Genomic DNA, 15,480 nt, shown 5'->3' with positions numbered 1-15,480 from the left:
GACTCCTAAATTATAATTTTATTATTTTTAGAAACTCTAAAGCTTGTGTTAGCGCCCCTTCGCCCCGCTGCCCACCCATCTAAGGAAGAATAAAAGGCCGCCCTTTCAACCCCGCTGCCCACCCCTTTAAGGAAGGGCCTGCGGTTCCTTTAGCCCGTTTCCCAAGCATAAGGAAGAGTAGAAGACTTTGTCTCTTCTCCTACTAGCCCACCTTATGAAAAGGATGTTTAGCGATTTCACAGATCCTTTGGGCCAAAGGCATTTGGTAGTAACTCACTTACTTTCGTCTTTTCTATTTTCCCTTTTGTATTTGCTAGATAAACGTCGAAATCCCCGAACTCAGCCATTACTTGTCTACATGCCCCACATGGTTTTACAGGTGCCTCACCTTGTGCAACGATTAACATAGCTTTGAACTCACGTTTGCCCTTGGCAACAGCAGAAAATATTGCATTTCTTTCAGCACAAATAGATAACCCATACGAAGCATTTTCCACATTACAACCTGAAAAGATTTCTCCATCATTTGATAATAAACATGCTCCTACCTTAAAATTAGAATAAGGTGCATATGCATTTTCTCTTGTTTTCATAGCTTCTTCATACAATTTTTCAACAATATTTTTATCGTTCATCTTTCTCTTTATCATTCCCTTCTTGGTTTTCTGTTTGCATTTTTGGATGTACAGTTATTTTGACTTTATCGATCTTGTTAATGGTTACGGAAATTACTTCGAATTCATAATTTTCTAGATAATATATCTCACCAGGTTTAGGAAATCTTTTGAACCTTTCAAGTAAAAATCCACCAATGGTTTCAAACTCAGTTTCTGGAAATTCTATGTCCAACTCTCTTTCTACATCGTTAATTGGTGTTGTACCATCCACTAGTATAACATTTTCTGATACTCTTATTATATTAGTTTCATCACTGTAGTCATCGTACTCATCAAAAATTTCTCCGGTCATCTCTTCTATTATATCTTCTAAAGTAACTAATCCTGCTGTTCCTCCATATTCATCAACAACTATGGCCATATGTGTATGATTATTTAAAAACATTCTAAAAACATCTCTTATTTTCATCGTTATGGGTACAAAGAATGGTTTATGCATAATTTCCGCAACTTTTAGTTTTTGCAGTTTGGTAAAATCTTTTACTTCGTCTAGTTTTTTGAAAATATCTTTTGCGTAAACGATGCCAATAACATTGTCTAACGTTTCCTTGAAAACAGGAATCCTCGAGTATCCTTCTTCATTTATTATCTTGATCAATTCCTCCATAGTCTTTGTATCCTCAATGGCTAATATATCTACTCTTGGAGTCATAATTTCTTTGACAGAAGTCTCCTTCATTTCTAGACTTCTTTGCATCAGATACTTTTCACTTTTCTCAATTACCCCTTCTTCATGTCCTATGTCTAAGTAAGAAATTATTTCGTCCTCTGTGATAAGTGGTGGAGCATTGGTAATGATCTCACCACCAAAAAGTCTGATAAACACGTTTGAAAGATTTACAAGTAACCACACAACGGGTGTTAAAAGTTGATTTAAAAAATTGATTGTGAAAAAGGCAAAGTTAAAATATTTTTCTCTATTTTCTCTAGCATATACCTTAGGTGTTATTTCTCCAAAAATCAATATTAATATGGTCATGATAGCCGTTACTAAACCAACTGCGCCACTATGGGAAGACGGCATTAATCTTACTGCAAAAACTGTTGCCGTAGATGTAGCTAAGATGTTTACAAGATTGTTCATTACAAGTATAGTGGTTAAATAATGATTTGGATTTTCAACAAAATGTTGATACTTTTTTCTTTTTTTCTCATCTTTTTCTTCATCAATCAGTTCTTTTATTCTGTATTTCCCTATTGTAGTTAAAGCAGTTTCAGATCCAGAAAAAAATCCTGAAAGAAATAAAAGAACAATTAGTAAAACTAATGAGCCCCACAAACCACCGGGGTCATCCACTATCCATCAGCTCCTTATTACGATATTTTTTTGAAACCATATCCTATGGCTTCACTATTTGGTAAAATAACCATAAACGCGTTACTATCCCTTTCTTTTACAATCTTCTTAAGTAAGCCTATCTCTGATCTTGAAATAGTCACCATTATAATATTTTTTTCTTGATTAGTGTAACTACCTACTCCTTTTAAAAAGGTAACTCCTCTATCTAATTTGCTATATATATCCTCTTTAATTTTATCATAATGATCGCTTATAACCAAAATTGTTCTTGTCGATTCAAATCCTTCTATCACCCCATCTATTGTCCTTGCAGTTACAAAAATCGCTATTATTCCATACATTGGTAATAAGGGATTAATTAATATGGAAGACGCGGTTATAACGGTATCAGCAATCATAAGACCCGTACCTACACTCAAAGAGAGATATTTGTTGAAAATCATTGCGATTATATCTGTTCCACCGGTAGTTGCACCTTTCCATATAACTAGCCCCATGCCAAATCCAGCTATCAAAGCCCCGTAAAATGCAGCTAATAAGGTCATTTCTAGACCTGCATTTCCTGTTTCTCTCATCAATGAAGGAATAAGTTGATCTAAGCCTAAACCATGCTGAAAAAAATCAGTTGAAAAGGATAGTAAAGCAGCCGAGTATATACTCTTTATTCCAAATCCTATTCCAAGCAACCAAAATCCCAAAAAGAACAAAATCAAATTATAAGCAAACATTTGTATCCCTACCCACCAACCAAAAAAATTGTTTAATATTATAGCCAGCCCGCTAACACCACCAGCAATAATATTGTAGGGAATCATGAAAAGAACTAACCCCAGAGCGGTAATTAAAGTACCCAGCGTAATAATGATATAATCCTTGATAACTATTTTTTGATCAGAGATATTAAATTTCATTCTTTATACCCCCACGATGAATTACTCTACGTTTGTTTCTTCCAAAAGTTGACTAAGGATCTTCCTTTCTTTTCTCGATGGCTTGTTGATTTTCACGTTTATTTTGACATATAAATCTCCTCTTTTGCCACCACCAAATTCTGGAAGTCCCATATTTCTAAACCTTAAAATGGTTCCAGGGTTGGTTCCTTCTGGTAATTCTTCTTCGATGTCTCCCTCCAACGTGGGAATTTTGACCGTTCCTCCCAAAACTGCTTTCAAATAATTTATCGTGATCTCTGTTTCTAAATCTGCCCCTTTTCTGACAAATTTTTCATGGGGAAGAACTCTTACTTGAACAATTAAATCACCGTTTGGACCTCCATTCTTACCTGCATTACCTTTCCCTCTTATCCTCATAGTATAGCTATTTGGAACTCCTGCAGGAATCGTAATTTCAATCTTTTCTTTTTTCAAAACTTTTCCGCTACCAGCGCAATAAGAACATCTATGGTTGATTATTCTACCTTCTCCATTACAAGTTGGACATGTATATGTTCTAACAAAACTACCAAAAAAACTCCTTTGCTCCTCTCTTATAACCCCTTTACCATTACATCTTGGACAAGTTTCAAAACTGGTGCCGTTTTCTGCTCCGGTACCATGACAGTGCTGACATACTTCGTACCTGTTGTACTCAACAATTTTCTTAACGTCGTACATAATTTCTTCTAATTTTAAACTGATTACTACATTAATATCTTCTCCACGTTCTTTGGCAACGTTTCTTTGTCTAGAAGAAGACCTACCTCCGCTTCCTTGTGTACCAAAGAACATATCGAAAAAGTCAGAGAATGGGCCTCCACCAAAATCTTCTCCAAATATATCTCCAAAAATATCACCTATGCCACCGCCTGCACTACTTTGCCCTGTATAGGCGGTTCCTTCTTCTGGTACAAACCCGAATCTATCGTACACTTTCCTTTTTTGTGGATCACTTAAAACTTCATAAGCCTCCTGAATCTCTTTAAATTTGCGCTCTGCCTCTTCTTTATTTTCACGGTGTCTATCAGGATGCCACTCTTTAACTTTTTGTCTATACGCCTTTTTTATCTCTTCTTGTGATGCATTTCTATCTACTCCTAAGATTTTGTAATAATCTTTTCTTTCAGCCATAATTATTTATCACCTTCTTTTGAGTCGATTCCTTCCGCAGTTTGTTCCTCGGAACCGGCATTTTCGTCACAAGGGTTTTTCTTGTCTTCAACTTTTCCCTTGACCCCGTTCGGGGTGTTCTCCTTCGGTTTAACAGCAACTATAACCCTTGCTGGTTTTATTACTTCGCCTTCCAATTTGTAACCAATTGATTGGACATCGTATATGCAGTATTCGTTCACTTCTTTCGTTTCAAACTTGTCAATAACATCGTGTTCGAATGGATCGAATTGATCACCTTTTTGAGGAACGATAAATTTCATTTTCAAGGAGTCAAAGACCTTCAACATGTCTTTGTAAACCATCTCAACTGCCGAAACAAATTCAGGTTCATCTTTGTAATTCAAAGAAAGCTTCAACTTTTCAAAAGGAACAAGTAATTTTTCTATTATCTTCTTTGTTGTACTCAATTTTATTTGCTTTTTTTCTTTCTCAACTAAATTTTTGTAATCTTCAAATTTAGTTTTAAGATATATAGAATACTCTTTAAATTCATCTCTTTCTTTTTCTACCTTTTTTAACTCGTTTTTCAGCTCTTTATTTTCTTTTTCCAATTCCTCTACTTTCTTTTTCAACGATTCGATATCTTCTTGATTTGATTCTTTCTCTTTTGTTTCTTTCATTTCTTCTCTTTCTTCTTGCTGTGCTCTTTCTTCTCTTTCTTCAGCTTTGTCTCTTTTTTCCATTTCAGCGAAACACCTCCTAAAAACTGATTATTACTATTTTTAAGTTTGCGCCCTTTCACCCCGCAGCCCACCTATCTAAGGAAAGAGTCTGGAGCCCCTTAAACCCAGTATGGGGAGGGCTTCGCCCTGAACCCTTTTTAAAATCGAAATCTTATTTTTGAAAGATGTTCTTTTTTCTATGCTGCGCTTAATCTTTATTAGCGCCTCTTTCACCCTGCAGCCCACCCATAGAGAGTTTCGAGCTGGGACCCTTTTAAAACGTTTTATCTCTTGAGTCTATAAACAAAATTATATACCATTTTCACAAATTTTTTGATATAATCTCTGAGAGTCTAGAAATATACTCTCTCAAAAAATAGTAATTTTTTTCATAATTACAGTATTTTTGAGTTATAAACAACACTCTACCAAGAGGATCAGCATTTAATTTATAAGTAGTGTAAAAAAATACCATTTTTTTTAGCGCTTTAGAGTTTAAATCTTCACCAAATAATATTTCTATATCATCGGTGAAATCTAAAAGTTTAAATATCCCTTCTTTGATTGTATCATTTTCAACCATTGAAGCCAATGTTTCGATAGCTTCCAAGTCTGGAATAGATTGAGAAATGATTTTTTCAAGACCGCTTATAATATATTTTTTTCTGTTGAACTCAGATGTTAAATGCCCCAAAATCTCTATGAAATTAGTCACCCTTAGATCTTCTGTTTCGAATTTTGGAGCTGAAAGAAACATGAAAAGTGAATGAAAAGATTTGCCAACAAGACCATTATTCAAAATATTTTCTAATTCCTTTGAAGGTGGCAGACCATATATTTCAACCGTCCTGGATACAGCTAAACCTAAATTTGTTAAAATAGTAATGACGTTATTCGTATCCATCAAAGGGGTAACCGTTACCCGAGTTATATATACATATTTTGGATTAGGATATTCAAAAATCACCAAACCTTCCAAGGTATTGGCTATTAGTTCACTCAAACTTTGAAACATAAGATTCAAATCGTAAAACTTGTACCTTTTTGGAATTTCGATATGTGTATCCTCTTGGTTGTAGGCGTCTTTTATCATTTGAAAATAGATCTTTAAAGCGGGATTTGTAGGAATTCTTCCACCACTTGAGTGTTGTTGATAAATGTATCCTAATTTTTGGAGTTTTTGCATATCGTTTCTAATAGTGGCACTACTAGCTTTTATATTTGAATTTTCCAAAACTTCATCAGAGCTAACTGGTTTTTCGTTTTTTATGTATAATTCAACAATAGTTTTTAGAATTTCCTTTTGTCTATCGTGTAGCACCTTAGCCATTTTATCACTCCTGCATATTAAGTGCTAATAATATGATACCAGGTCTTATATACATTGTCAAATATATTAATTTACTACATTGTAACAAGAAAAGTTTTGAGTGATGAGAAAAGCAATTATTTAGGAGGCAACATTAATGAAAATCCCTTCAAACGAATTAATAAAACTTTTAAACGGTAATATAAAAAAGAAAGTAATCAACAATGAAATATTCAATATAGCAGATATTAAAGACAACAGTGAAAACGTTGAAAAAGACGATGTTTTTATCGCTTTTAAAGGTTCACGTTTCGATGGCCATGATTTTATCCTTTCAGCATTTGATAAAGGTGCTTCATTAATAATTGCTCAAAACGAAGAAAAGATCCCAACAACTGATTCTCTACAATACATAATCGTAGATGATATTAAGAAGGCTGCTGCCGATTTATCTCACAAATTATTTGACATCTCCCCAGATGATTTTAAAATACTGGGAGTAACAGGCACTAATGGCAAATCTACAACGGTATCTTTAGTTCATCACATCTTACAAAAATCAGATAAGGATTCGACACTAATAAGTACCGTAGAAATTAAAATAAAAGACGAGGTAATTAAGGAACCATACAACACCACTCCCAGTATCTTAGAGTTGTCCAAAATATTAAAAAACAGCAAAGAAAATAATATTGAATTTATAAACATGGAAGTATCCTCTCATGCTATCCATCAAAGAAGAATTGAAGGCTTTAAATTCGATATCATATCTTTCACAAACATCACAAGGGATCATCTGGACTATCATAAAGATTTTGAAGAGTACAAAAATATCAAATTGTCCCTGATGAACTATTTAAAAGATGAAGGAAAAATAATAATTAATCTCGACAGGTTGAACAAAGAAGACTTCGTTAAAAGCGGAAAAGAAGTTATCACCTATGGATTTAAAAAAAACGCAGACTTTGTTATAGATAATTACGAACAAACGCTTCAACAAATGAAATTCACGATAACAACAAAGGAAAATAAGAGTTTTGAAATACGATCCCACTTGATTGGGAAGTTCAACGTTTACAATATAACAAATGCCTTTGTAATAGCAACCCTATTCGGGCTGGATCCTGAAAAAATCATCTATCCCATTTTCACATTTAAAGGTGTCCCTGGAAGGTTCCAAATTGTTCCAAACAGTCAATCGTTGGGATTTGTTGCGGTTATCGATTTTGCACACACCCCTGATGCACTTAACGAAGTATTAAAAACCGCTTCGTCAATAACTGAAGGTAGGATAATCACAGTATTTGGGGCCGGTGGAAACGCAGACCAAGGAAAGCGAAAGTTGATGGGACAAGTTGTAAGTGAGAATTCAGACGTCATAGTTCTCACCAACGATGATCCAAAGGACGAAGATCCCAACCAAATAATAGAAGATGTATCAAAAGGTATAGACAAAGATAAACATTTCATTATCATACCTGATAGAGAAACCGCCATAGACACAGCCTTAAGATTTGCCAACAAAGGCGACATGGTAATCATAGCGGGAAGAGGTCATGAAAAATACCAACTCTTCGCCCACGGAAAAAAGGTTGAGTTCAACGATTACGAAGTGACCAAAAAACTAATTGACAAAATAAAAAGGAGTTCGGGAAGGTAGTGTTAGAACGGTTAAAATATAAAGGCCACAATTTTCAAATTGACTCTCGAAAAGTCAACAAAGGTGACGTGTTTTTATGTTTAAAAGGCGAGAAAACAGATGGACATCTTTTTATAAACGACGCATTGAAAAACGGGGCGTCTTATGTAATTGTTGAAAAAGATGTTGCAGGTTTTCCAAAAGAAAAAATAATAAAAGTCAACAGCGTCTTGGAAGAAATGCTTATCTCTGCTTCCACATTAATCAATCAAAACGCTAAATTAAAGATTGGAATAACTGGGTCCACTGGGAAAACCACCACGAAAGAATGCTTATACTATTTGTTGTTAGCCTATTTCAAAACCTTTAGAAACGAGATGAATTTGAATACAGAGATAGGAATACCATTATCGATTTTAAACAACTATAACAACGAAGAAACCGTCATACTAGAAGAGGGTCTTAGAAAAAAAGGAGACCTCGAATTTTTATCGAGATACTTTAAATTGGACGTCGCTATCATCACAAACGTAGGGGCTTCACATCTGGAATTTTTAGATTCTTTAGAGACGGTAACTAAAGAAAAGATGAAGATAACAAGTAGCATGGATAAAGGGGTTTTGATAATCAATGGAGATTACTCGATATTAAAAGAATTGGCGCCGAAGCATCTGAACCAACTAACCTTTGGAACCAAAGATGAAAACGATGCCGTTTTGCAAAGCTTCCATTACAATGAAAACCACACCACAACTGTTTACGCCAAAATTCTTAAAGAAGATTTCATGGTAACACTGAACAATTATTGGAGTGAAGGTCAGATATTAGACTTGCTTTCAGGATTGTTGTTTTTGAGATTCATCGACTTACCAATTGATCCATACTATTTATCCAATATTAACATCCCTCAAGACCGTTTTCAAACCATAAAACGTGGAAATCTTTTAATAGTGAACGACTCATACAACGCATCGTACGAATCTTTTAAAAGTGCTTTTAACAGCATAAGTAAATTTAGTCTTTCCCCTAAAATTATCATAATGGGGGAAATAAAAGAATTAGGAAAATACAGTGAAGAATACCATATTAAAGTTATAACAGAAGCCTTAAACATTTTTGACCGGATTTATTTCTATGATCCACAAGACAAATTTTCATATCTATCAAACGATAAAGTTACCTTCTTTCAAAAACTAAAAACAATTGATGAAATAATATCAAACACCACCAAAGGAGTGATCTATATAAAAGGATCTAACGCTACAGGAATAAACAAATATCTCAAGGAAAGTGACTTAATTTGGAAAGACTAATATTTTATATCACGTTAATAACTTTTATTGTTTTACTTTTTCTCTATCCAATATTTATAAAATGGTTAAAAAAAAGGCAATTTGGACAATATATCAGAAAAGAAGGTCCTGATATTCATAATTACAAGCAAGGAACCCCTACAATGGGGGGAATTTTATTCGTTCTCGCTATTTTTTTTCTGAGTATGCTCACTTACTTCATTCAAAATGAAGATTTATTTCTGATAATTGGAGTTGCTACTTTACTTTTTGGGTTTATTGGATTTCTCGATGACTATCTGAGTATAAAAAAGAAAGATTCCACAGGGTTAACGGCCATACAAAAATTATTAATGCAATTCTTATTCTCCATCTTTATAGTATATCTCATATCAAAAATGAATCCCCATTCGATATTGAAAATACCTTTCACAACTAAAAGCTTAGACCTAAAATATTTCTATCCGCTGTGGGGGATAATATACCTAACAGGTATGTCCAACGCAACAAATTTAACTGACGGAATAGACGGACTGTCCGCAGGAATTTATGTAACATCAGCACTATTCACCACACTGATTGCAGGCGTGAATTTTAATTACATTCCCATATTGATATTGCCTGTAATAGCGTATCTCTTTTACAACATAAAACCGGCAAAAATATTTATGGGAGACACTGGATCTTTAGCTTTAGGTGGAATATTAGGTTCTTTAGCGTTATATTATTCTGTTGAACTTTTTACTATTTTAACCTGTTTTATATTTATTACAGAGATGTTTAGCGTTATAATACAAGTGGGAAGTTTCAAAATACGAAAAAAAAGAGTCTTTTTAATGGCTCCAATTCATCATCATTTTGAACTAAAAAAATGGAATGAAGAACGAATCGTACTAACATTCTGGACTATAAACTTATTAACTGGAATAGTCGCTCTAGGAGGAATATTGTGAAGATATGCCTTGTAGGATACGGAAAGAGTAACACAGATTTACTGACGAAGCTTTTAAAAACAAACCATCAAATCTTTGTCAGTCAAGACAGAGATTTTAAAAAAAACGATGAAATATACTTTAAGAAAAACAACATTCAATATGAAACCGAACACAACGACCTTTTAAAAAACTGTGATTTGGCTATCGTAAGCCCTGGCATCCCTCCAAACAGTAAGGCTGCTAAAATAATATTTGAAAATAATATCGATTACACTACAGAATTAGAGTATTCATGGGAAAGTATAAAAAAAGCAAACAAAAAAGCTGTTTTTATTGGAATAACAGGAACCGACGGGAAATCAACTACCACCTCTTTAATAGGACATATATTAAAATTCGCAGATCCTTTAACCTTTGTAGGGGGTAATATTGGAGTTCCCTTAGCTCAAGTAGCAGAAACTTTAAACTATTACGTAGTTGAAGTTAGTTCTTTTCAAATATTCTGGTCAAAAACGTTTACTCCTGAAATATCTGTATTAACGAACTTAGCACCCGATCATCTAAACTGGCATAAAGACTTGAATGATTATTACAAAACCAAAGCAAACTTATTGTTAAGAACCCTTAAATCAGGAGGAGTGGCAGTTATCAACGAAGACTCTGTGAATCTTTTAAACCTAAAAGATTATCAATCAAGTGAAAGGTTTATAACTTTCTCTAAAGACGTAATTGAAGGTAACTACATTAAATACAGAGACAAAAAAATACATGTCAACAACAAAATATTTGAACTGGACATCTTCAAAGAAGACATCTTGGCATCAGTAGTGACGACGTTAAATCTTGGAATCTCTGAAAAAATTATCGAAGAAGCAATAAACTCTTTCAAACCACTAAAGTATAGGTTAGAACTGATAAAAAGCAAAAACGGAGTCAGTTATTACAACGATTCAAAAGCAACCAACGCTCACTCCGCTTACAACGCTTACAAAAGTTTCAGAAGAAAGAGTTATATAGCAATCCTAAGTGGAATCCCTAAAAATGAAGACTTAACACCACTAATAGAAGAACTTAAAACGTATGCCAAAGCCGTTGTAGTTTTTGGAGAAATGGAAAAAGAAGTCAAAAAATACCCATTGAATCACAAATTTATCTTCAAAAGTAATTTAGAAGAAGTGTTTTTATACCTAAGTGAAATATGTGAAGTTGGAGACAATGTAGTATTTTCACCAGCGGGAGCAAGTTTTGATAAATATAAAAATTATGAAGAAAGAGGGGAACACTTCAATTCTTTGGTAGAAAAATAATAAAAGGGTTACAGGGCGAAGCCCTCCCCTTGCTGGGTTTAAGGGGCTCCAGACCCTTTCCTTAGATGGGTGGGCAGCGGGGTGGAAGGGCGCTAATAAGGACAATAATTCCATATCTTGGAGGCATTTAGATGGATAATGAAGAAGTAAAAATCGTCATCGAAAAATTAGTCTACGGTGGATACGGCATGGCACGTTATGCCGGCAAAATCTACATGGTAAACAACGTTTACCCTGGAGAGTTTGTCTCCGTTATTCCAACAAGAACGAATAAAAATTTAGTATTTGCAGATCTAAAAGAAATCATACAACCATCCCATCAAAGGGTATCCTCCAAATGCAAACACTTCCCTGAATGCGGAGGTTGCCAATGGCTCGATTATGATTATCAATCTCAACTAAAATCAAAAACAGAGATAGTAAAAGAACAGTTAGAAAGAATCGGTAAGTTAGATAGCTCCCTTGTGAATGCCATAATCGAAAGCGATTTAATTTGGGGTTACAGAAACAGAATGGAATACGCCTTTCAGAAAAATAATAACTTAAAATTAGGTTTAAATATTGCCAATTCAAACAAGGTTCTTGATATCTACTCATGCCCAATCTCACCTAATTTATTTGATAACATAAGAAATAAATTCAGAGAACTAGTTAATAAATTGAATATCGAAATATACGACAAAAACTCAAAAAAAGGAATCTTGAAACATTTAGTCATCCGAAGATCCTTTTCCAAAAATCAAACGATGGTTATTATAGTTACCAACACAGAGTATTTGCCTTATGAAGAAGAGATAAAACAGTTTTTTCAACAGAATTTCCATCCTTATTCACTCATTCACTTGATGAACAGTTCCGATAGCGTTGTACTACGGGGTCCTTACAAAACGCTTCTCGGTGAAGGAGTATTAAATGAGGAGTTTGACGATTTTAAATTCCAAATTCCACCAACTGCTTTTTTTCAAAACAACTACAATGTTACACAAAAACTATTAAGGCACATATTAGAATATTTCAAAAACAACACACAAAAAGATGACACTATGTTAGACTTATACTCTGGTGTTGGACTATTTTCAATATACTTTTCACCGCTCTTTAAACATATAGAATCCGTTGAAACCTCCAAAGTTTCAGTAAAAGCGGCGATCTCAAATTCTCATATAAACTTTATTAAAAACGTTAATTTCATATTAGCAAGTTCAAAACCGTATCTCATGAAAAATTCCGATAACAGATTTGACTATGTCATCTTAGATCCCCCAAGAAAAGGTTTGGAAAAGAAAGAGATCCAATTACTATCTTCTATGGCAAAAAAGGGGATTATCTATGTATCTTGTGACCTTTCAACTTTTGCCAGAGATCTCAATATATTTACAAAAAATGGATTCACTCTAAAATCAGTTCAACCATTTGATATGTTTCCACACTCATACCACATCGAAAACGTTGGCATTTTAGAAAAAAACTAAAGTGAGTTACAGGTCAAAGACCTTCCCTTGCTGGGTTAGGGACCGCAGGTCCCTTTCCTTAAATGGGCGGGCTGCGGGGCGAAGGGGCGCAAATAATGTTCCTTTTCCATACGGGTGGGGAGCGGGGCGAAGGGGCGCTAATAAAGACTAAGCATAGCTTACAAAAAATTTCATCTTTAAAAAATAAGGTTTCGATTTTAAAAGGGTTCAGGGTAAAGCCCTCAACAATTGAAAGGAGGCTTTTATGGAATTTTCTACTAAAATAGAATCATTACAACCATCTGCAACTATTGAGTTAAACTCAAAGGCTTTAGAATTACAAAACAAAGGGTACGAAATAGTCAGGCTGACGGCTGGAGAACCTGATTTTGATACTCCTCAGCCTATAATAAACGCTGCTTACCAAGCCATGAAAGAAGGAAAAACCAAATACACGGACAACAAAGGAATAAAAGAACTCAGACAAAAGATAGCTCAATATATAAATAAAAAATACTCAACTAATTACAATGAGAACAATGTAATCGTAACTAATGGGGGAAAACAAGCTTTATTTAACTCACTCTTTTTGATAACAAATCCGGGTGATGAAATAATAGTAATTGATCCATCTTGGGTCAGTTACGACGCACAAATCAGAATGGTTGGTGGAATTCCCGTTCACGTTAAAACTACGAAAGAAAATAACTACATACCAGAAAAAAAACATCTAGAAAAAGCTATAACCAAAAAAACAAAAGCTATTATAATTAATTCTCCCAACAACCCAACAGGTGTGGTTTACGATAAAGAGTTTTTGAGCTTTATCTCAAAACTCTCCATCGATCATGACTTTATAATCTTAAGTGATGAAGTATACGATGCACTTGTATACGATGGTGATTACACCTCTATGGCAAACTTTGAAGAATCAAGAGATAGAACAATATTTATAAACAGTTTCTCAAAAACCTGGTCAATGACGGGATGGAGAGTGGGATATACGATTGCCAACGAAAAAATCATAACTCAGATGGCTAAGATTCAATCTCATTCAACTTCTAATGTGAACACACCCTCTCAATATGCTGCACTCAAAGCTCTAGAAATAGACAATTCTTACATGGTAAAAGAATTCAAAAAAAGAAGGGACTACTTGTATGCTGAATTCATAAAACTCGGTTTAACTTTTCACAAACCAAAAGGTGCTTTCTATTATTTTATCGACATATCGAAGTATGGATTGAACGATAAAGAATTCTGTGAAAAATTACTCGATTATGGTTTGGCAGTAGTCCCAGGTTCGGCTTTCTTTTCTGACGGGCATATCAGACTCTCTTTTGCAGCCTCTATGAATGATTTGCAAAAGGCGGTCGAAATACTTAGAAAGTTCCTAACGGATTTGGAGACGGAAAACGTATGAAAATTGATTTATTAGTAGCTGAGATAGGAAGTACAACAACCGTGATCACAGCTTACCAGCTCATGGAAAAGAGCGTTAAAATAATAGCTCAAACAGAAAGTTACACAACCATAGACAAAGGTGATGTAACCATTGGAATAGAAAAGGCACTAAAAAATATGGAAGAAAAAGTTAAAGATAAAATAAGTTGGGAAAAATTTTTAGCAACCTCTTCTGCTGCCGGTGGGCTAAGTATGACGGTCCACGGATTGGTATACGATATGACAGTCAGGGCAGCGAAAGAAGCGGCATTAGGAGCTGGGGCTATTTTAAAATATATTACATCCGGCAAACTTAGAGAAACCCATTTGAAGCAAATTTTAAAGATTAAGCCAAAATTGATTCTCTTATCAGGTGGAGTCGATTACGGAGAAGAAGAAACCGTTCTTTACAATGCTGAATTACTCTCTAACTTGCCTTTAGACATCCCCATAATATACGCAGGAAACACCGCTGTAAAAGAAGAAATAGAAGAAATCTTCAAAGAAAAGAACAAAAATATAATCATAACAGAAAACGTCTACCCTAAAATAGATCACCTCAACGTTGAACCGGCAAGAAAAATAATCCAAGAAGTTTTCTCAAAACATATAATTCATGCCCCAGGTATGGAAAAAATCTATGATGTAGTGGATGAAGAAGTCATTCCTACCCCTGCGGCTGTTATGAACACCACTGAATTACTAAATGAACTGTATGGAGATGTTCTAACAATTGACATTGGAGGAGCCACCACGGATATAGACTCCGTTACCGATGGCTCACCAGAAATTCAAAAGATTTTAATATCTCCACAACCCCGTTCCAAAAGAACAGTCGATGGAGATATGGGAATATACGTAAACGCACATAACGTAGTTGAAATGATAGGCAAAGAACAAATAAAAAAGGACTTTGAAAACTACGAAGAGATACTAAAAAATCTATCCCCTTATCCACAAAACGACGAACAAGAAAAATTTGCAACTTACTTGGCAAAGTTTTGCTTCTTAACTTCCCTAAAAAGACATGCTGGAAGAATTGATTACATCTTTACTCCCACTGGAAGAAAAAAGGTGGCTCAGGGAAAAGATTTAACCGCCGTAAAAATCATCTTTGGCACCGGAGGAATACTATCAAGGTCGAAGTACAAAAAAGAGATATTTGAAAGCTTAAAACAGTTAAAAAATTCAGATGACCTATTACTACCATCAAAAGAGGTAACCTTCGCCTACGACAAAAATTACATATTCGCTAACATAGGTGTTATCGCAAACCTCGACAAAGAAATAGCAAAGAAAATATTACAAAATGATATAGAATGCCTTCCTTAGATGGGTGGGGAGCGGGGTGGAAGGG

At 34.6% G+C, this 15,480-nt stretch carries 13 protein-coding genes; 7 read left to right on the top strand and 6 right to left on the bottom strand.

Features of this window, described 5'->3' with window-relative positions:
* Positions 1-236: 236 nt before the first annotated feature.
* From cdd to X927_RS00680, 6 genes are all read right to left on the bottom strand, one after another.
* Positions 237-650 (bottom strand): cytidine deaminase, encoded by a 414-nt coding sequence (gene cdd / locus X927_RS00705; RefSeq protein ID WP_245855435.1) that lies wholly within the window; start codon positions 648-650, stop codon positions 237-239.
* Positions 625-1,974 carry a hemolysin family protein gene (locus X927_RS00700; protein ID WP_103076209.1) on the bottom strand — a complete coding sequence of 450 codons (1,350 nt, stop codon included), beginning with the start codon at positions 1,972-1,974 and terminating at the stop codon, positions 625-627. The genes cdd and X927_RS00700 overlap by 26 nt, the downstream gene beginning before the upstream one ends.
* Positions 1,975-1,991: 17 nt before the next feature.
* Positions 1,992-2,888, bottom strand: a complete 897-nt coding sequence (locus X927_RS00695; protein WP_103076208.1) for a YitT family protein — start codon at positions 2,886-2,888, stop codon at positions 1,992-1,994.
* Positions 2,889-2,909: 21 nt separating this feature from the next.
* Positions 2,910-4,046, bottom strand: a complete 1,137-nt coding sequence (dnaJ, locus tag X927_RS00690; protein WP_342750006.1) for a molecular chaperone DnaJ — start codon at positions 4,044-4,046, stop codon at positions 2,910-2,912.
* Positions 4,046-4,768: a nucleotide exchange factor GrpE gene (locus tag X927_RS00685; RefSeq protein WP_103076206.1), complete on the bottom strand. Its 723-nt coding sequence runs from the start codon at positions 4,766-4,768 to the stop codon at positions 4,046-4,048. The genes dnaJ and X927_RS00685 overlap by 1 nt, the downstream gene beginning before the upstream one ends.
* Before the next feature lie 301 nt (positions 4,769-5,069).
* Entirely contained in the window at positions 5,070-6,077 is a 1,008-nt protein-coding gene (locus tag X927_RS00680; RefSeq protein ID WP_103076205.1) for an HTH domain-containing protein, read from the bottom strand.
* 136 nt (positions 6,078-6,213) lie between these two features.
* Between X927_RS00680 and X927_RS00675 the strand changes: the two genes are divergently transcribed.
* The 7 genes from X927_RS00675 to X927_RS00645 all read left to right on the top strand — a co-directional run bounded on the left by X927_RS00675 (position 6,214) and on the right by X927_RS00645 (position 15,455).
* Positions 6,214-7,716 (top strand): UDP-N-acetylmuramoyl-L-alanyl-D-glutamate--2,6-diaminopimelate ligase, encoded by a 1,503-nt coding sequence (locus tag X927_RS00675; RefSeq protein ID WP_103076204.1) that lies wholly within the window; start codon positions 6,214-6,216, stop codon positions 7,714-7,716.
* Entirely contained in the window at positions 7,716-9,008 is a 1,293-nt protein-coding gene (gene murF / locus X927_RS00670) for a UDP-N-acetylmuramoyl-tripeptide--D-alanyl-D-alanine ligase (RefSeq protein ID WP_103076203.1), read from the top strand. Before X927_RS00675 ends, murF begins: the two co-directional genes overlap by 1 nt.
* On the top strand, positions 8,996-9,940 hold the full coding sequence (gene mraY / locus X927_RS00665) for a phospho-N-acetylmuramoyl-pentapeptide-transferase (protein WP_103076202.1): 945 nt from the start codon (positions 8,996-8,998) through the stop codon (positions 9,938-9,940). The genes murF and mraY overlap by 13 nt, the downstream gene beginning before the upstream one ends.
* On the top strand, positions 9,937-11,229 hold the full coding sequence (gene murD / locus X927_RS00660) for a UDP-N-acetylmuramoyl-L-alanine--D-glutamate ligase (protein ID WP_169925082.1): 1,293 nt from the start codon (positions 9,937-9,939) through the stop codon (positions 11,227-11,229). The genes mraY and murD overlap by 4 nt, the downstream gene beginning before the upstream one ends.
* Positions 11,230-11,360: 131 nt before the next feature.
* Positions 11,361-12,701, top strand: a complete 1,341-nt coding sequence (gene rlmD / locus X927_RS00655) for a 23S rRNA (uracil(1939)-C(5))-methyltransferase RlmD (RefSeq protein WP_103076200.1) — start codon at positions 11,361-11,363, stop codon at positions 12,699-12,701.
* A gap of 244 nt (positions 12,702-12,945) precedes the next feature.
* On the top strand, positions 12,946-14,103 hold the full coding sequence (gene aspC / locus X927_RS00650; protein WP_103076199.1) for an aspartate aminotransferase: 1,158 nt from the start codon (positions 12,946-12,948) through the stop codon (positions 14,101-14,103).
* Positions 14,100-15,455, top strand: coding sequence for a GlmL-related ornithine degradation protein (locus X927_RS00645; protein ID WP_103076198.1), 1,356 nt, complete (start codon positions 14,100-14,102; stop codon positions 15,453-15,455). Before aspC ends, X927_RS00645 begins: the two co-directional genes overlap by 4 nt.
* Positions 15,456-15,480 lie beyond the last annotated feature (25 nt).

The organism is Petrotoga mexicana DSM 14811 (assembly GCF_002895565.1).
GTDB lineage: Bacteria > Thermotogota > Thermotogae > Petrotogales > Petrotogaceae > Petrotoga > Petrotoga mexicana.
Note: the sequence above shows the minus strand (reverse complement) of the source record. Positions and strands in the feature narration are given on the sequence as shown.

Excerpts from the sequence above, each read along its gene's own strand:
- X927_RS00680 (WP_103076205.1), bottom strand. The coding sequence starts at position 6,077 with ATGGCTAAGGTGCTACACGATAGACAAAAGGAAATTCTAAAAACTATT.
- aspC (WP_103076199.1), top strand. The coding sequence starts at position 12,946 with ATGGAATTTTCTACTAAAATAGAATCATTACAACCATCTGCAACTATT.
- X927_RS00695 (WP_103076208.1), bottom strand. The coding sequence starts at position 2,888 with ATGAAATTTAATATCTCTGATCAAAAAATAGTTATCAAGGATTATATC.
- X927_RS00645 (WP_103076198.1), top strand. The coding sequence starts at position 14,100 with ATGAAAATTGATTTATTAGTAGCTGAGATAGGAAGTACAACAACCGTG.
- X927_RS00675 (WP_103076204.1), top strand. The coding sequence starts at position 6,214 with ATGAAAATCCCTTCAAACGAATTAATAAAACTTTTAAACGGTAATATA.
- rlmD (WP_103076200.1), top strand. The coding sequence starts at position 11,361 with ATGGATAATGAAGAAGTAAAAATCGTCATCGAAAAATTAGTCTACGGT.
- X927_RS00685 (WP_103076206.1), bottom strand. The coding sequence starts at position 4,768 with ATGGAAAAAAGAGACAAAGCTGAAGAAAGAGAAGAAAGAGCACAGCAA.
- cdd (WP_245855435.1), bottom strand. The coding sequence starts at position 650 with ATGATAAAGAGAAAGATGAACGATAAAAATATTGTTGAAAAATTGTAT.